The organism is Achromobacter sp. FW305-C-28 (assembly GCF_058783235.1).
This window is the reverse complement of sequence record NZ_JBYSYL010000007.1, coordinates 94,984-110,971: the sequence shown is the minus strand read 5'-3', so window position 1 is coordinate 110,971 and position 15,988 is coordinate 94,984. Positions and strand designations below refer to the sequence as shown.

The window sequence follows — 15,988 nt, the reverse complement described above, 5'->3', positions numbered from 1 at the left end:
CGGCCTATAGGGAACCTGTATGGCCGAGAAGATCATCAACGGTTTTTCCGTCGTGGCGTATGCCACGCAGCCTGAAGGCCGTGTGCCCGCGCGCGCTTTCCTGGAAACGCGGCGCTTGCCGGCCAAGCCCGTGAAGCCGGCCAAGGGCGCACCGGTGCCCCCCGAGCCGCAGGTCGAGGACGAACCCGCGCCCGCGGACGAACCGGAAAGCCTGGCGTTCGAGATTTTCGTGACGCGCCGTTTTCGCAGCACGGTCGAGGCCATGTCGGCTGCGCGCAACGCGCTTGATCGTGTGAAAGCCGTGGATGCCGAGGGCGTGCCGGACCATCTGCCGGACTGAGTTTTCCGGCGCATCCGCCGGATTGAACAAGACCCTGGGCGAGTCCTCTGCGAGAGGGCCCGCCCATATTGTTATCCCCACTTTGTATTTGTCGAACGCCTGAGCACGGGCCGATGATGCCGCATGGCAAGCATCGCCATTCACAGTCTGCTCAAAAGGAAGGTTGATGAATACGAACGTCCAATCGGGCGCCCACGCGGCGCGCGCAATATCGCGGCGCACGCTGTTGCGTGCGGCCAGCCTTGCAGGCCTGGCCGCGCCGCTGGGCATGTTGGGATCGCGGGTGCTGGCGGCGAACACCGCGCCGCGCACCTACAAGATCGCATGGAGCCAGACCGCGGTATGCCAGTCGCCCGTATCGGTGGCGCTGGAGCGCGGCTTTTTCGACAAGTACAACCTGAAGGTCGAGCGCATCAATTTCAGCGGCTCGACCGATCAATTGCTGGAAGCCATCGCCACCGGCCACGCCGACGGCGGCATCGGCATGGCGCTGCGCTGGCTCAAGCCGCTGGAGCAGGGCTTTGACGTGAAGCTGGCGGTGGGCACGCACGGCGGCTGCATGCGCTTGCTGACTGCGGCGGACTCGCCGATCAAGAGCGTGCAGGACCTGAAGGGCCGCCGCATCGCGGTGTCGGACCAGGCCAGCCCGGTGAAGAACTTCTTTGCGATCCGCGTGGCGCAGCTGGGCATCGATCCGGAATCGGTGGACTGGCGCCAGTATCCGCAGGACCTGTTCGGCGAGGTGCTGCGCAAGGGCGAGGTGGATGCGATTGCGGGCGACGATCCGCTGATCTACACGCTGCGCGAAGACAACAAGCTGCGCGAAATCGCCACCAACATCGAAGGCGACTACGAGAACCGTACCTGCTGCGTGCTGGGCCTGCGCGGCGACCTGGTGCGCAAGGATCCGGAATCGGCCGCGGCGATCACGCGCGCGGTCATCGACGCGCAGCGCTGGACCGCGTCCAATCCGGACGAGACGGCGCGCATCTTCGCGCCGTACGTGCCGGGCAAGGTGCCGGCCGAGCGCGTGGCGGCGATCTTGCGCACGCACAGCCACGGCCATGCGTCGACGGGCGCGGCGCTGCGCGAGGAAATCGTGGGATACGCCAAGGACCTGAAGACGATCAAGGTGCTGAGCGCCAACCTGGACATCAACAAGTACGCGCAAGCGGTGGTGCCCAATGTCCTCGGCTGATGCGCTGGCAGCGGGCGGGTTGCGCGGCGCGCCGACGGCCGTGCAACCCTGGCGTCTGTGGAAGACCGGCGTGGCGGCCGCGGCCCTGTGGGCCGTGGTGGGCGGGCTGACGTTGCGCTGGCCCAACGTGGAAGTGGGCTTCACGTCGTGGGGCTACACGCAGGAGTTCGGCGTGGCCGCGCTGGCGCTGGCGGCCGTGCTGCTGCTGGTGGCGGTGGCGGGCGTGGCCCATTGGCGGCCGGTGCGCGCGCTGCACCGCGCCGGCCCCTGGCTGCTGGTCCTGGCGGTGGCGGTGGGCGTGTGGGAAGTCGCGACCGCCAAGCTGGCGCTGCTGCCCAGCCCATTCTTTGCGCCGCCGCAGTCGCTGATCGAGGTGTATGTCAGCGACTACAAGCGGTTGGCCGATAGCCTGGTCAATTCGCTATGGCTGCTGGCCAATGGCTTCCTGCTGGGCGCGGCCGCGGGTTTTCTGACGGGGGTGGCGATCGGCTGGTCGCGCGGGTTGGGATATTGGGTGCATCCGGTGCTGCGCTTTCTGGGGCCGGTGCCGTCGACGGCATTGCTGCCGATGGCGTTCTTCTTCTTTCCGTCGAGCTGGTCCGCGGCCGTGTTCCTGATTGCGCTGGCAACCTGGTTTCCCGTCACGGTGCTGACCTGGTCCGGCGTGGCTGGGGTGAACCGCGCGTACTACGACGTGGCGCGCACCATGGGGGCCAGCGAATGGTTCCTGGTGCTGCGGGTGGCGATTCCGGCGGCGCTGCCGCAGGTATTCGTGGGCCTGTTCATGGGGCTGGGGGCGTCGTTCTCGGTGCTGGTGGCGGCCGAGATGATGGGCGTGAAATCCGGCCTGGGCTGGTATTTGTCGTGGGCGCAGGGCTGGGCTTCGTACGCCAACATGTACGGCGCGCTGATCGTGATGGCACTGGTGTTCTCGGGCCTGATCACGCTGCTGTTCCTGGGGCGTGACCGCCTGCTGGCCTGGCAGAAGGGAGTCGTGAAATGGTAGCGGTGGCGCAGGTGTCCAAGCCTTCCCATGCGGCGGCGCAAGCCGATGCGCGCGGCGCCGCCTTGGCGGTGCGCGGCGTGAACCACCGCTTCGACCTGGATGGCGCGGCGCTGCCGGTGCTGGACGGGATCGACCTGGACGTGCAACCCGGCGAGTTCGTGGCCCTGCTGGGCCCCAGCGGCTGCGGCAAGTCGACGCTGCTGCGGCTGGTGGCGGGGCTGGAGCCGCCGGCCGAAGGCGACCTGCTGGCCGATGGGGTACCCATCGAAGGCCCGTCGCCGTCGCGCATCGTGGTGTTCCAGGACCCCACGCTGTACCCCTGGCGCACGGTGTGGCACAACGTGGCGCTGGGCTTGCAGGCGCGCGGGCTGCTCAAGACGCAGCGCGACCGTGTCGACGACGCATTGCAGCGCGTGGGGCTGGCGGCCTTCAGCCAGGCCTACCCGCACCAGCTGTCGGGCGGCATGGCGCAACGCGCGGCCCTGGCGCGTGCGCTGGTGAACGACCCGCGAATCCTGATCCTGGACGAGCCGCTGGGCAAGCTCGATTCACTGACGCGGATCGCGATGCAGTCCGAGCTGGTGGAACTGTGGCAGCGCACCGGCGTGACGGCCCTGCTGGTGACGCACGATGTGGAAGAGGCGCTGTTCATGGCGTCGCGCATCATCGTGCTGAGCGAGCGGCCGGCGCGGATCAAGGACGAGATCGTCAATGATTTGCCGTACCCGCGCCATCGCGGCGATCCGCGGCTGGCCGAATTGCGCCGCCAGGCGTTGGCGTTGCTGGGGCTGGATGCGACGTGGTGAGCAACGCGGCGGTGGCGCTGGCGGCCCTGGCGGCGCCGGCCGGCATGTTGGCGGGCCTGGCCGCGGCGCGCAGGCGTGCCGGCAGCGCGGCGATCACCGTCGGCATGCCGTTGTCGGGGCAGGCGGCCCTGGCCCTGATCGCGGCTATCGCCGTGCTGGCCTTGGGCTGGCAGCGGGCGCAGGGTGCGCCGGGCCTGCTGGGGTCGCGCCTTGGGCATCTGGTGCTGGCGGCGGTGGCGGTGTTGCTGCTGACCGCGCTGGCGGCCGCCTGGTTGCACAGCCGTGCCACGGGGCGCGCGGCGCAGGCGCCGTGGCGTCACGCCGCGACCATGTTGTTGGGGGCGCTGGCGCTGTTGGCCGGCCTGCTCGCGGCGGCGATTGCGTGGCAGCCCGAAGAGGCGCTGGCCATTGCGCACTGGCCCTTCGCCTGGCGCTTTGACCCCGACCTGCCGGTAGGAACGCAGACCTGGCGTCGGCTGTGGTTGGCGGCGGGGCTGACGGGGCTGGCGTTGGCATTGCTGGTGGCGGCCTTGTTCGCGCGGCGCGGCCGCCTGGTATGGCTGACGGCCGCGGCCGGCCTGCTGGCCTCCGCCAACTGGCCCGCGCCGCAACTGCTGATGACGGAGGCGACGCGCACGTCGTATCAGCGATCGCCGCTGGCGTTCACGGATCGCAACGTGCTGCAAGGCGGCCAGCTGTATCAGGCGCACTGCGCGGGTTGCCACGGCGCCCAGGCCGATGGCCGCGGGCCGTTGGCGGCGGGGTTGCCCGCCTGGCCAAGCGTGCTGGGGCCGGCGCTGTTCGACAACCGCCTGGAAGGCGAGCTGCATTGGCGGGTGGCGCACGGCGGCGATGGACGGGGCGGGGCGTCGGCCATGCCAAGCTTTGGCGCGGCGCTGGGCCCTGATGAAATCTGGCAGGTGTTGGACTACTTGCGGTTGCGGGCCTATGGCGTGAGCGGCGGCACGGGCATGCCGGCGATTCCGGCGCCGGGCGTGGCGGTGACGTGCCGTGATGGCCGTGCGACCACGCTGGCGGGGCTGCGCGGCCTGCCGCTGTGGATTGGGGCCGCGGCGGCAAGCGCGTCTGCGTCGAAGGCGATGCAAGAGCCGCTGGACCCGCGTCTGTTGACCGTGGCCCTGACCTGGGGCGGCGGGTATTCGGCGGACGGCAATTCGGCGGACGCCGATTGCGTGGCGTCGGGCGAAGACGCCTGGAACGCCTACGCGCTGGCGGCGGGCGTGCCGCCGGACGCGCTGGCCGGCGCGCAGTTCATGGTGGACCGCCGCGGCTGGCTGCGCGCGCGGCGGCTGCCAGGCGCGGCCCCGGCCTGGACCAGCGCGGACAACGTCTGCGGCCCGGGCGGCCGCATGGAAAACACATCCGCCCAGGGGCTGGGCGCGCTGTTACTGGCGATGGACCGTGCCCCCATCGGCATTCCGGATACGCGGCGCTGGCAGTAGCGCCGTGCGGGCACATCCGCTTTAACCCTTCCACTCTTACTTACGCGAGGCAGGAACATGAGTACGTTGAACGAATACCTGGGCCAGAAGCGGCAGGCCGTGCTGGTGCGCAATGCGCGCGATCCGCAGACGGTGACGCCGGTGAAGCTGCGCGCCCATGTCAGCGCCGAAGGCCGCAGCGGCGTGCGCCGCATTCGCATCCGCGACCACCAGGTGGTGAGTGACAGCCCGGCCGATTTCGCGGGCTACGACCTGGGGCCGAGTTCGCCCGAACTGCTGCTGGGGTCGTTGGGCAGTTGCCTGACGCACATTTTCCTCATCAAGGCGGCCGAGCTGGAATTGCCGCTGGAATCGCTGGAAGTCGAGATCGAGGGCGACCTTGACCCGCGCGGCGGCAAGCCGGGCTATGAAAAGGTGCCGTTCTTTCCGCACAACATCCGCTATACCGCACATATCGTGTCGCCGGCCGACGAAAGCGCGGTACGCGCCGTGCACGAGGCGGTGGAGCAGTGGTGCCCGATCCTGAACCTGCTCAAGCAGCCGCAGCCGCTGGAAGGCAGCGTGCGGCACACGCGGCCGTCGGCTCAGTAGGACACTGTCCCGCCACCGGCCCCCCGGCAGCGCCTGAGGGGGCCAGTCTTGCGCAGCAGCGTCAGGTCAGCGAGCTGCGCATCAGGATCTCGGTCAACGCGCGAGTGGGTTTGTTGGGCGCGGGGGCCGAGATGACGATGAATTCCACCTGGGGCAGGGCCGGCAGGGCGTGCACGCCGGCCGGCGCGGCCAGCCCGGCCGTGGACAGGTGCGAGGGCTGCACGGTGATGCCCAGGCCGGCGCGGGCCGCTGCCTGGCACCCCGCGTAGCTGGTGCTGGTGCAGACGATCTGCCAGTTGCGTCCGGCCCGCGCCAGCGCATCCAGCGCCAGCGTGCGGGTGACGCTGGGTTCGCGCAGCAGGATCAGCGGCAGCGGGGCGTCCGGCGCGATGCGCAGGCCTTCCTTGGCGCGCCACAGCAGCGCTTCCTTGTGCAGGGTCTGGCCGCGGCGGTCGCCGCGGCGGCGCTTGCCGATCATGACATCCAGTCCGTTGTCGTCCAGCAAGCGGTAAAGATCGCTGGTGACGCCGATGGTGATGTCCAGTTCCACTTCGGGGTGGGCTTGCCGGAACGCGGCCAGCACGTCGGGCAGCGGCCCCATCGCCAGGTCGTCGGATGTGCCCAGGCGCACGCGGCCACGCAGCCGCGGGGCATCGAACAGGCGTTCGGCGCGTTCGTGGGCATCCAGGATGATTTCGGCGTGAACCAGGAGGCTGCGGCCGTCGCTGGTCAGGGCCAGTGAATGCGTATCGCGCAGGAACAGGCGGCGGTTCAGCGCCTGTTCGAGCTGGCGGATGTGTTCGCTGACGGTGGGCTGGGTCAGGCCCAGCCGGCGTGCGGCTTCGCTGAAGCTGGGCGAGGCCGCGGCCGCGGCGAAGGTCTTGAGCCAGAGCGGGTTGAGCATGGCGGGCTGGTCATAGGATATTCCGATGACAGTTAAAGTAACCAGTGGCCTTCACGATAGCAAGCGGCGCGCCTATAGTGGCGCAAATTTCCCGGAAAACCCGCCATGCGCCGCTTTTTACCCGACCCATTCACGCTCATCCTGATCGCCACCGTGGCGTTCGCCAGCTTCTTTCCCGCGGTAGGCAAGGGGGCGTCGTTCATGATGGTGGCCAGCAACGTGGCCATTTCGCTGCTGTTCTTCCTGCACGGGGCGCGCCTGTCCACCGATGCGATCGTCGCGGGGGTCAAGGACGTGCGGCTGCATGCGCTGATCCTGGGCTGTACCTTCTTCCTGTTTCCCGCGCTGGGCCTGGGGCTGCGCGCGCTGTTCCCGGGCCTGTTGACGCCGGCGCTGTGGCTGGGCGTGATCTTCGTGTGCACGCTGTCGTCCACCGTGCAGTCGTCGATTGCGTTCACCTCGATGGCGCGCGGCAATGTGCCCGGCGCCATCTGCGCGGCCACGGCGTCGAACCTGCTGGGCACGGTGCTGACGCCGCTGCTGGTGGCGGTGCTGCTGCATCGCCAGGGCGGCGGGCATGGCCTGGCCGACGCCGGCCGCATCCTGCTGCAGCTGCTGCTGCCGTTCGCGGTGGGCAGCCTGCTGCGGCCGTGGATCGGCGCCTGGGCGCAGCGCAACAGCCGTGTGCTGTCCAAGGTGGACCGCAGCTCGATCCTGCTGGCGGTGTACACGGCATTCAGCGAGGCGGTGGCGCAGGGCATCTGGCACGCGTTTCCGGCCATCGACCTGGCGACGATGGTGCTGGTCAATGCGCTGCTGCTGGGCGCGGTGCTGCTGATCACCACGTGGGGCAGCCGCAAGCTGGGCCTGTCCAAGGAAAACGAGATCACGCTGGTGTTCTGCGGCTCGAAGAAGTCGCTGGCCTCGGGCATTCCGCTGGCGACGGTGCTGTTCGGCACCTCGCAGATGGGCATCGTGGTGCTGCCGCTGATGATCTTTCACCAGATGCAGCTGATGGTCTGCGCGGTGCTGGCGCGCCGTTATGCGGACCGCGGCGAGCCGGGCCAGGTTGTCGCGCCCGCCCAGGCCTGAGCCTGGCGTGCCGCCGCGCCGGCACCCGGCGCAACCGATTGCCGCGCAGGGCGGGCGGCCGAGGCTGTGGCGGTCAGCCTTCGGCGGCGTCCAGCGGCCGTATCTTGCCACTGGGCTGCCAATAGACGGCGCCCTCGCGTTCCTGCACCGCCAGCACCGTCAGGCGGCCATTGCGGCAGGGGCCGCCCACGCACAAGCCCGTGTCGGGTTCATAGGTGGCGCCGTGGCGCGCGCACATGATCAGGTCGCCGGCGCGGGTGAAGAAGCTGCCTTCCCAGTCGAGTTCGACGCCCACGTGGGCGCAGCGGTTCAGGTACCCGTGCACGCGGTCCTGGTAGCGCACGAAGAACGCCGTGGTCTGGCCGGCGCTGTCGGTGACGGGGACCTTGACGCCCAGGCCGCCGTTGACCAGGTCGGAGGCGGCGCAGACGCGGATTTCGGGGGCGCTGGAGGAATCCTGCATGGCGGGCCTTGGAATCAAAGGGTGCGATATTCGGATAGGGGGGGCGGGCTTGTCAATCCGCGGGCGCGGCGGCCGCGCTTTCCTGCTGGCGGGTCCACATGGCGGCGTACAGGCCATTCTGGGCCAGCAGCCGCGCGTGGCGGCCGCGTTCGGCGATGCGGCCGTCTTCGAGCACGATGATTTCGTCGGCATCGGCCACGGTGGACAGGCGGTGCGCGATGATGAGCGTGCTGCGGCCCTGGCTGACTTCGCGCAGGTTGGCCTGGATTTCGCGCTCGGTGTGGGTATCCAGCGCGCTGGTGGCTTCGTCGAACAGGAAGATGGCGGGGTTCTTGAGCAGCGTGCGGGCAATGGCCACGCGCTGTTTTTCGCCGCCGGACAGCTTCAGGCCGCGTTCGCCCACCATGGTCTGGTAGCCGTCGGGCATGGCCATGACCAGGTCGTGGATGTGGGCCAGGCGGGCGGCGGCTTCGATCTCGGCATCGGACGCGCCGGGGCGGCCATAGCCGATGTTGTAGCGGATGGTGTCGTTGAACAGCACGGTGTCTTGCGGCACCACGCCGATGGCGGCGCGCAGGCTGGCCTGGGTGACTTCGCGCACGTCCTGGCCGTCGACCAGGATGGCGCCGCTGTCGGCGTCGTAGAAGCGGAACAGCAGCCGGGCGATGGTGGATTTGCCCGCGCCCGAAGTGCCCACCACGGCCACGGTCTTGCCGGCCGGAATGGTGAAGCTGACGCCCTTGAGGATCTGGCGCCGCTCGTCGTAGCCGAAGCGCACGTCGCGGAATTCGACCTCGCCGCCGGCCACGCGCAGCGGTTGTGCGCCGGGGCGGTCGGCCACCTCGCGGTCCTGGCCCAGCAGTTCGAACATGCGTTCCATGTCGATCAGGGCCTGCTTGATTTCGCGGTAGATGAAGCCGAAGAAACTGAGCGGCGTGTAAAGCTGCAGCAGGTAGGTGTTGACCAGGACGAAGTCGCCCAGCGTGTAGCGCCCCTGGGCAATGCCGCGGGCGGCCATCCACATGACCAGGGTGAGGCCGGCGGAAATGATGACGGCCTGGCCGATGTTCAGCACCGACAGGCTGACCTGGCTGCGCACGGCGGCGCGTTCGTAGCGGGTCAGCGAGGCGTCGTAGCGGCGGGCCTCGTGTTCTTCGTTGCCGAAGTACTTGACCGTTTCGTAGTTCAGCAGGCTTTCGATGGCCTTGGTGTTGGCTTCGGAATCGGTTTCGTTCATCTGGCGCCGGAACTTCGAGCGCCACTCGGTGACGGCCAGCGTGTAGCCCATGTAGAGAATGACGGTGGCGCCGGTGGCCACCGCCAGCCAGGCATCGAACATCTTCCACAGCACGATACAGACCAACCCGATCTCGAAGAAGGTGGGCAGGATGTTGAACAGAAGGAACGACAGCAGGGTCTGGATGCCCTTGGTGCCGCGTTCGATGGCGCGGGTCAGGCCGCCGGTCTGGCGGGTCAGGTGAAAGCGCAGCGCCAGGCCATGCAGGTGGCGAAAGATCTGCAGGCCGACCGAGCGGATGGCGTGCTGGCCGACGCGGGCAAAGATGGCGTCGCGCAGTTCGGAAAACAACAGGGACAGAACCCGGGCGGCGCCGTAGGCCAGGATCAGGCCCAGCGGCACGGTCACGGCGCCCGGCGCGCCCTGGCCCAGTTCGTCGATGGCGTGCTTGTACAGGATGGGCACGTAGACGGTGGCCGCCTTGGCGGCGAACAGGCAGAGCAGGGCGGCCACTACCCGCAGCTTGAGCCCCGTCTGGCCGGGCGGCCAGAGGTAGGGAAACAGGGTGCGAAGGGTGGAAAAACCGCCGCGGCCGGGCGGCCGGGAGTCAGGTGCGGGCATGGGTCGGCAGGGAGCAATGGTGGTGGCCGGCGCAAGGCGCAGGCCGGGTATGACGGCCATTATCCGGCACGGGCGCTATTATTTAGTGGAAAACCCCTGGGACGGAAGTACCACTTTCTGCCGGATTCCAGGGGTTTTGCATCCGCATTTCGCCTACTTCGGAGGGACTCATGGTGAAGGTACCCGCAGTAAAACTGAACGACGGCAGCAAGATTCCGCAATTGGGCCTGGGGGTCTGGCAAGTGCCCGACGACCAGGCCGCCGCCTGCGTCAAGGAGGCCCTGGCGGCGGGCTACCGTTCGGTGGACACGGCCGCAATCTACGGCAACGAATCCGGCGTGGGCGCCGGGCTGCGCGCCGCGGGCGTGGCGCGCAAGGACCTGTTCGTCACGACCAAGCTCTGGAACGACAAGCACGGTTTCGACGCGGCGCACCAGGCGCTGGATGAGAGCCTGGAAAAACTGGGCCTGGCCTACGTGGATCTGTACCTGATCCACTGGCCGGTGGCCGGCAGCGACAAGTTCGTGGACGCCTGGCGCGCCATGATCGAGATGAAGGAAGACGGCCGCGCGCGTTCGATCGGCGTGTCCAACTTCACGCAGGCCAATCTCGAACGGCTGATCGACGCCACCGGCGTGACGCCATCGGTCAACCAGATCGAGCTGCACCCGGGCTTTGCGCAGCGCGAACTGCGCGCGTTCCATGACAAGCATGGCATCGCGACCGAGTCCTGGAGCCCGCTGGCGCAGGGCGGCATCACTAAAGAGAAGACGATCCTGGAACTGGCCAAAAAGCATGGCAAGTCGCCGGCGCAGGTGACGCTGCGCTGGCATCTGCAGCACGGCCTGATCGTGATTCCGAAGTCGGTGACGCCGGCGCGCATCCGCGAGAACATCGACGTGTTCGGCTTCGAGCTGTCGCGCGCCGAGATGGACGCCATCGATGCGATCAAGGAAGCGGGCCGCCTGGGACCCGATCCGGAGAAGTTCGGCAAGTAAGGCGGGCCTGGCGCGGCTACTGCGCCGGCTGCCTGGGCGGGAAGAACCAGTAGCGCACGATGACGATGATCAGTACGGTCAGCGTCGTCCAGGACGCCCAGTGCCAGCCGCCGGTGCCCAGCAGGGCGGCCAGCAGGCCGAAGACGCTGAGGATGCCCAACAGGATCGGCACGCCCCAGACGAACATGAAGCCACGGCTGTTCTTGCTCATGCGGGGCTCCGTTGGGGCGTGGCGGCGGCCTGGTGCTTGCGCACCAGTTCGGCGATGCGGGCTTCGGTGGCGCGGCGCCGTGCCAGCCACAGGTACAGGCCGCTGACCAGTACCACGATGGTGATCAGGTCCAGGACGGCCCAGATGATCTTGAGCGGCAGGCCGGCGTAGTCGCCGAAGTGCAGCGGCCGCGACAGTTCCAGGGCGGTCAGGTACCAGGGCATCTTGGCGACGGTGGTGAGCTCGCCGGTGCGCCCATCGACCAGGACGGGCGTGTTCATCTTGGACGTCAGCGGGGTCGCGCCGCGCATCCAGGTGATGTAGTGGTGCGGGCTGCCGAAGGCGTTGCCGGGGAAGGCGATGAACGACACTTCATTGCCCGGCAGGGCCTTGCGCGCCGTGTCGGCCGCGCCCTGGGCCGAGGCCAGCTGGGCGGGCACGCTCTGGCCCTTGTAGGGTTCCAGGATGCGCACGAGCTCGGTGCCCTGCCACAGGCGGAACAGCGGCGTGGACAGTTCGTTGATGACGCCGGTGACGCCCACCACGAAGGCCCACACCAGCGTGACGATGCCCAGCAGGTTGTGCAGGTCCAGCCACTTCAGGCGGGTGGAGCGGCCGGCGCGCACCGTGCCGAATTCCAGCTTTTTCATGAACGGGCCGTACAGCACCACGCCGGAGACGATGGCGATGCAGAACAACAGCCCCATGAAGCCCAGGAACAGTTCGCCGGGCAGGCCCGCGAACAGGTCGACGTGCAAGGCCAGCATGATGCCCATGAACGAGAATTTGTCTTCGGTGTAGAGCGGGCCGTCGAGCAGGACGTCGCCGGTGCGGCCGTCCATGCGCACCGCGTGGCCGGACACCTGGCCGTCGCCGGGCTTCTTGGCCATGCCGACGTAGACCTGGGGTTCGTCGGGGTCGAAGAACAGGTAGTCGACGACCTCGCCCGGGTACATGGCCTTGGCGTTTTCGACCAGCTTGTCCAGGTTGGCCGGCGGGGTCGAGGCGGGCACGTCGGACAGCGGCTTGGCGTCGTCCAGCCAGTGCTCGATCTCGTGGTGGAACACCAGCGGCAACCCGGTAAGACAGATGATGAGCAGGAAGATCGTGCAGACCAGGCTGGTCCATTTATGGACCAGGTACCAGGTTTTGATGGTGGAGGCGGCGGTCATGGCGACGGCGGGGGCGGCAGGCGCGGCCCCGTTCAAGGTATGGTTTGGGAAAGTCGGAACATTATCACGAATAATAGCTATTCTCGTACCGGAATTTGCACGACGAAGCGAATGGGGTTATTAATAAGGGACGCATTCAAAGCGGGTTAAAAAAGAGGCTTGGGCCCGATCGGGCAAGCTGGATCATCATGCAGCAACGTTTTCTGAAAGTGCCGCGCAACGCGCTGGGCCGTGATTTCGCGGTGGGCGATGTGCACGGCTGTTTTTCCCGCCTGCAGCAGGGCCTGGACCAACTGGGGTTTGACCCCGTGCGCGACCGCCTGTTTTCCGTGGGCGACCTGGTCGACCGCGGCCCGGAATGCGAAACCGTGCTGGCCTGGCTGGAACAACCCTGGTTCTACGCGGTGCAGGGCAACCACGAAGACTACGCAGTGCGGCACATCCGTACGAAACAGGTCGACGTGGACAACTGGCGCAGCTATGGCGGCGGCTGGTTCCTGGACCTGCCGCCCGAACGCCAGCAGGTCTTTGCCGACGCCTTCGACCAATTGCCGATCGCGATCGAGGTGGAAACGTCGTCGGGCCCCGTGGGGCTGCTGCACGCGGATTGCCCGGTGCTGTTCTGGCCGCGGCTGGAATCGGCCCTGCAAGACCGCTACAAGCGCACCAGCGCCGCCTGCCAGTGGTCGCGTGATCGCTTGCGCCAGATGGACCGCACCGGCATCCGCGGCGTGCGGGCGGTGGTGGCGGGGCACACCCCGGTGGCCGAGCCGCTGATGCTGGGCAACGTCTACCACATCGACACCGAGGGCTGGCGCGGCGGCTACTTCACCTTCCTGGATCTGGAAACGCTGACGGCGTGGCCGCGCGCGGTGGTGACCGAGCTGGCGGAAACCGGGGATTGACGTCGGAGGGGCGGCGCCCCGGGCACGGAATGCCGCTGGGGTGAGTCGGCGCGCGATTGCGCGCCGACGGATGACGGCGGCGGGAAAAACGCGGCTTACAGCGGGCGAGCGGCCAGCGGGCCGCTGCCATTGACCGCGCTGGTGCGCACGCCATCGCTGCCTGCGTCCACGCGCGGCACCGGGATCGGCGGAATGGGCGCATTGCCGCCGCTGCTGCCCCCGTTGTTGAGGACGCCGCCGCTGGCCGCCGGCACCGGAATGGGCTGGGCCACGGGCGCTTGTTGCGCAGCGCCGTTGTTCGGCGATTGCGGCGTCTGGGCTTGCGGGGCCTGCGATTGCGGCACCTGCGTCTGCGGCGCGGCGGCGCCCGGCACCGGCAGGGGCTTGACCGAGTTGTCCACGCCGTCGGTCGAGCGGTTGTTGTTCAGGAAGTCGGTCAGCGCGTCGCCGCTGGACAGGTCCAGCGAGGCCACGGCCTGGCCCGGCGGGAATTCCGAGAAATAGTATTCGCCGTTATCGACCAACAGGCCGTCGGGCCGGGGCGCGGGCTTGGTTTCGGGCACGCCCTTGAGCACCGGCTGCATGTAGTCGAGCCAGGTGGTCAGGGCCAGGCCGCTGCCGAATTCATTGGTGCCCAGCGACTTGGGCTGGTCAAAGCCCATCCAGACGGTGGTGGCCAAGGTGGGGGTGAAGCCCGAGAACCAGACGTCGACGGCTTCGTTGGTGGTGCCGGTCTTGCCGCCGACGTCGTTGCGCTTGAGCACCTGGTGCGCGCGCGCGGCGGTGCCGCTGGTGGTGACGCCGCGCAGGATGTCGTCCATGACCCAGGCGGTGCGCGGGTCGATGGCGCGCGCGGCGGCGTCGCCGGCCACCACGGGCTGGGCCTGCATCAGTACGTTGCCCGAGCGGTCGGTGACGCGGTCCACCAGGTAGGGCGTGACGCGGTAGCCGCCGTTGGCGAAGACGCTGTAGCCGTTGACCACCTGCAGCGGCGTGGCGCCGCCGGCGCCCAGGCCCAGCGGCAGCACGGCCGGCCAGCGGGCCTTGTCGAAGCCGAAGCGGGTCAGGTAGTCCTGTGCGTACTGCGGCGAGATGGCCTGCAGGATGCGGATGGTGACCATGTTCTTGGACTTGTACAGACCCTGGCGCAGCGTCAGCATGGGCTCGTAGCGATTGCCGTCGTTCTTGGGCTGCCAGTCTTTCGAGCCGGTCTGCGCGGCGGTCAGCATGAAGGGCTGATCGGAAATCTGCGTGGCCGGGGTCAGGCCGCGTTCAAGCGCCGCGGCGTAGACGAAGGGCTTGATGTTGGAACCGGGCTGGCGCCAGGCCTGCGTGACGCGGTTGAAGGTGCCGCGGTTGTAGTCGAAGCCGCCGATCATGGCGCGGATGGCGCCGTCTTGCGGGGCCATCGACACCAGCGCCGCCTGCAACGCCGGCATGTTGATGATTTCCCAGCTGTCGCCGTTTTTGTGGATGTAGACCACCGAGCCGCGGCTGATGCGCTGGCTGTCGCTGGCCTTGGGGTTCAGGGCGCGCGCCACCACGGCCAGCGCCTTCTTGTCGGAAATGGTGATGATGTCGCGCGCGCTGCGCGCCACGGTGACTTCCTGGGGGCTGGCGGCCAGCACCACGGCGGCGAGCAGGTCTTCGCTGTCGGGCGTTTTTTCCTGCACGCCGTCCAGGATGTCGTCCAGCGCGGCCGGGTCTTTTTCAACGCCGTCGGGCAGCTCGATCTGGTCTTCGGGGCCGGGGTAGACGGCGCGGCGGGTGTAGTCCAGCACGCCGTCGCGCACGGCGCGGTAGGCGGCTTCCTGGGCCTTGGAATCGATGGTGGTGTAGACGTCGATGCCCTTGGAGTAGGTCTGTTCCTGGAAGACGCCGTACATCAGCTGGCGCGCCAGTTCGGCGGGGTAGTCGCCGTGGATGGCGAAGCCGCGCGTGCTGGAGCCGTCGGCGCCGCGGATGGTGATGTGCTGCTTGAGGGCTTCGTCGGCCTGTTCGGGCGTCAGGTAGCCCAGCGTCTTCATGCGGCCCAGCACGTAGTGCTGGCGGATTTCGGCGCGCGGAAAATTGGTGATGGGGTTAAAGCGCGACGGCGCCTTGGGAATGCCGGCCAGCATGGCAGCTTCGGCCGGCGTGACTTCCGCCAGCGGCTTGCCCAGGTAGGTGCGCGAGGCCGCAGCAAAGCCGTAGGCGCGATGCCCCAGGTAAATCTGGTTCATGTAGAGCTCAAGGATCTGGTCCTTGGTGAGCTCGGATTCGATCTTGTAGGTCAGCAGCAGTTCGTAGAACTTGCGCGAATACGTTTTTTCCGACGACAGGTAGAAGTTGCGCGCCACCTGCATGGTGATGGTGCTGCCGCCCTGGGTCTTGGATTGCTTGACCAGGTTGACGAGCACGGCGCGCACCATGCCCATCCAGTCGACGCCGCCGTGCTGGTAGAAGCGGTCGTCTTCGGCGGCCAGCACCGCCTGGCGCATCACCGGCGGGATTTCATCGAAACGCAGCACGTTGCGGTGTTCTTCGCCGTATTCGCCGATGAGGACCTTGTCGGCCGTGTAGATGCGCAGCGGCACCCGCGGCCGGTAGTCGGTCATGGCGTGCAGGTCGGGCAGGCTGGGCCAGGCCAGGGCCAGCGCCAGGCCGACGAGCACCGCCCCGCAGACGCCGAGTCCGGCGACGGCGACCCCCGCCTTGATGAGGAGTCGTTTCCAGGGGAAGCCCGATTTGCCGCCCGGGGTGGCGGAGGATTGCTGGGGGGTGCTCATTGCTGGCGATTCTAGGGCAGAACCTTCATAGACCGGCGACCGCACCGGAAGGTTTCAGTAACCAAACTTGCCCGGCGGGATGGTCCGCACGACGGGTAAAGGATATAGGGACGGGGTTGAGCATACGCGCTGCGCGGGTTTCGCGCTGCGGCGCTGCACAAGCGCGCCGTGAAATGTATTGCGCGCCGTGACAAACGGCAAGGCCGGTTGCAG

General features: G+C 68.1%; 15 protein-coding genes. 9 read left to right on the top strand and 6 right to left on the bottom strand.

The genetic code is table 11. The features are described 5' to 3' along the window. Window positions 1-19: 19 nt before the first annotated feature. The 6 genes from AC3WMR_RS18340 to AC3WMR_RS18315 all read left to right on the top strand — a co-directional run bounded on the left by AC3WMR_RS18340 (window position 20) and on the right by AC3WMR_RS18315 (window position 5,404). Entirely contained in the window at window positions 20-340 is a 321-nt protein-coding gene (locus tag AC3WMR_RS18340) for a hypothetical protein (protein WP_175192549.1), read from the top strand. Between the two features lie 166 nt (window positions 341-506). Then, the gene (locus AC3WMR_RS18335; RefSeq protein ID WP_492265651.1) at window positions 507-1,538 is read left to right on the top strand and encodes an ABC transporter substrate-binding protein; all 1,032 of its coding nucleotides are present in this window, start codon (window positions 507-509) and stop codon (window positions 1,536-1,538) included. After that, entirely contained in the window at window positions 1,525-2,544 is a 1,020-nt protein-coding gene (locus AC3WMR_RS18330) for an ABC transporter permease (protein WP_492265650.1), read from the top strand. The genes AC3WMR_RS18335 and AC3WMR_RS18330 overlap by 14 nt, the downstream gene beginning before the upstream one ends. Continuing rightward, window positions 2,538-3,350, top strand: coding sequence for an ABC transporter ATP-binding protein (locus tag AC3WMR_RS18325; RefSeq protein ID WP_492265649.1), 813 nt, complete (start codon window positions 2,538-2,540; stop codon window positions 3,348-3,350). The genes AC3WMR_RS18330 and AC3WMR_RS18325 overlap by 7 nt, the downstream gene beginning before the upstream one ends. Next, on the top strand, window positions 3,344-4,813 hold the full coding sequence (locus AC3WMR_RS18320; protein WP_492265648.1) for a c-type cytochrome: 1,470 nt from the start codon (window positions 3,344-3,346) through the stop codon (window positions 4,811-4,813). Before AC3WMR_RS18325 ends, AC3WMR_RS18320 begins: the two co-directional genes overlap by 7 nt. A 57-nt stretch (window positions 4,814-4,870) precedes the next feature. Further along, entirely contained in the window at window positions 4,871-5,404 is a 534-nt protein-coding gene (locus tag AC3WMR_RS18315) for an OsmC family protein (RefSeq protein WP_175192545.1), read from the top strand. A gap of 61 nt (window positions 5,405-5,465) precedes the next feature. Here the strand turns inward: AC3WMR_RS18315 and AC3WMR_RS18310 are convergent, their stop codons facing one another. Then, window positions 5,466-6,308 carry a LysR family transcriptional regulator gene (locus tag AC3WMR_RS18310; protein ID WP_492265647.1) on the bottom strand — a complete coding sequence of 281 codons (843 nt, stop codon included), beginning with the start codon at window positions 6,306-6,308 and terminating at the stop codon, window positions 5,466-5,468. Between the two features lie 105 nt (window positions 6,309-6,413). Here AC3WMR_RS18310 and AC3WMR_RS18305 point away from each other — a divergent pair, with 105 nt between their 5' ends. Then, window positions 6,414-7,400: a bile acid:sodium symporter family protein gene (locus tag AC3WMR_RS18305; protein WP_492265646.1), complete on the top strand. Its 987-nt coding sequence runs from the start codon at window positions 6,414-6,416 to the stop codon at window positions 7,398-7,400. A gap of 73 nt (window positions 7,401-7,473) precedes the next feature. On the opposite strand, the gene AC3WMR_RS18300 is transcribed toward AC3WMR_RS18305, so the two are convergent. Together AC3WMR_RS18300 and AC3WMR_RS18295 are read right to left on the bottom strand one after the other, a co-directional pair. Beyond that, on the bottom strand, window positions 7,474-7,863 hold the full coding sequence (locus AC3WMR_RS18300) for a Rieske (2Fe-2S) protein (RefSeq protein ID WP_175219896.1): 390 nt from the start codon (window positions 7,861-7,863) through the stop codon (window positions 7,474-7,476). A gap of 52 nt (window positions 7,864-7,915) precedes the next feature. Beyond that, a complete protein-coding gene (locus AC3WMR_RS18295; RefSeq protein ID WP_492265645.1) occupies window positions 7,916-9,721 on the bottom strand; it encodes an ABCB family ABC transporter ATP-binding protein/permease in 1,806 nt (601 codons plus the stop codon). Window positions 9,722-9,891: 170 nt separating this feature from the next. On the opposite strand from AC3WMR_RS18295, the gene AC3WMR_RS18290 reads away from it, so the two are divergent. Further along, window positions 9,892-10,719 carry an aldo/keto reductase gene (locus AC3WMR_RS18290; RefSeq protein ID WP_492265644.1) on the top strand — a complete coding sequence of 276 codons (828 nt, stop codon included), beginning with the start codon at window positions 9,892-9,894 and terminating at the stop codon, window positions 10,717-10,719. A gap of 16 nt (window positions 10,720-10,735) precedes the next feature. Here AC3WMR_RS18290 and AC3WMR_RS18285 read toward each other — a convergent pair whose 3' ends face one another. Then, the gene (locus tag AC3WMR_RS18285; protein WP_025135399.1) at window positions 10,736-10,930 is read right to left on the bottom strand and encodes a hypothetical protein; all 195 of its coding nucleotides are present in this window, start codon (window positions 10,928-10,930) and stop codon (window positions 10,736-10,738) included. Beyond that, entirely contained in the window at window positions 10,927-12,102 is a 1,176-nt protein-coding gene (locus AC3WMR_RS18280) for a PepSY-associated TM helix domain-containing protein (protein ID WP_025135400.1), read from the bottom strand. Before AC3WMR_RS18280 ends, AC3WMR_RS18285 begins: the two co-directional genes overlap by 4 nt. Before the next feature lie 188 nt (window positions 12,103-12,290). On the opposite strand from AC3WMR_RS18280, the gene AC3WMR_RS18275 reads away from it, so the two are divergent. After that, window positions 12,291-13,007, top strand: a complete 717-nt coding sequence (locus tag AC3WMR_RS18275; RefSeq protein WP_492265643.1) for a metallophosphoesterase — start codon at window positions 12,291-12,293, stop codon at window positions 13,005-13,007. 95 nt (window positions 13,008-13,102) lie between these two features. Here the strand turns inward: AC3WMR_RS18275 and AC3WMR_RS18270 are convergent, their stop codons facing one another. Then, on the bottom strand, window positions 13,103-15,775 hold the full coding sequence (locus AC3WMR_RS18270; RefSeq protein ID WP_492265642.1) for a penicillin-binding protein 1A: 2,673 nt from the start codon (window positions 15,773-15,775) through the stop codon (window positions 13,103-13,105). Between the last annotated feature and the right edge of the window lie 213 nt (window positions 15,776-15,988).

Excerpts from the sequence above, each read along its gene's own strand:
- AC3WMR_RS18340 (WP_175192549.1), top strand. The coding sequence starts at position 20 with ATGGCCGAGAAGATCATCAACGGTTTTTCCGTCGTGGCGTATGCCACG.
- AC3WMR_RS18335 (WP_492265651.1), top strand. The coding sequence starts at position 507 with ATGAATACGAACGTCCAATCGGGCGCCCACGCGGCGCGCGCAATATCG.
- AC3WMR_RS18330 (WP_492265650.1), top strand. The coding sequence starts at position 1,525 with ATGTCCTCGGCTGATGCGCTGGCAGCGGGCGGGTTGCGCGGCGCGCCG.
- AC3WMR_RS18325 (WP_492265649.1), top strand. The coding sequence starts at position 2,538 with ATGGTAGCGGTGGCGCAGGTGTCCAAGCCTTCCCATGCGGCGGCGCAA.
- AC3WMR_RS18315 (WP_175192545.1), top strand. The coding sequence starts at position 4,871 with ATGAGTACGTTGAACGAATACCTGGGCCAGAAGCGGCAGGCCGTGCTG.
- AC3WMR_RS18310 (WP_492265647.1), bottom strand. The coding sequence starts at position 6,308 with ATGCTCAACCCGCTCTGGCTCAAGACCTTCGCCGCGGCCGCGGCCTCG.
- AC3WMR_RS18305 (WP_492265646.1), top strand. The coding sequence starts at position 6,414 with ATGCGCCGCTTTTTACCCGACCCATTCACGCTCATCCTGATCGCCACC.
- AC3WMR_RS18300 (WP_175219896.1), bottom strand. The coding sequence starts at position 7,863 with ATGCAGGATTCCTCCAGCGCCCCCGAAATCCGCGTCTGCGCCGCCTCC.
- AC3WMR_RS18295 (WP_492265645.1), bottom strand. The coding sequence starts at position 9,721 with ATGCCCGCACCTGACTCCCGGCCGCCCGGCCGCGGCGGTTTTTCCACC.
- AC3WMR_RS18290 (WP_492265644.1), top strand. The coding sequence starts at position 9,892 with ATGGTGAAGGTACCCGCAGTAAAACTGAACGACGGCAGCAAGATTCCG.
- AC3WMR_RS18285 (WP_025135399.1), bottom strand. The coding sequence starts at position 10,930 with ATGAGCAAGAACAGCCGTGGCTTCATGTTCGTCTGGGGCGTGCCGATC.
- AC3WMR_RS18280 (WP_025135400.1), bottom strand. The coding sequence starts at position 12,102 with ATGACCGCCGCCTCCACCATCAAAACCTGGTACCTGGTCCATAAATGG.
- AC3WMR_RS18275 (WP_492265643.1), top strand. The coding sequence starts at position 12,291 with ATGCAGCAACGTTTTCTGAAAGTGCCGCGCAACGCGCTGGGCCGTGAT.
- AC3WMR_RS18270 (WP_492265642.1), bottom strand. The coding sequence starts at position 15,775 with ATGAGCACCCCCCAGCAATCCTCCGCCACCCCGGGCGGCAAATCGGGC.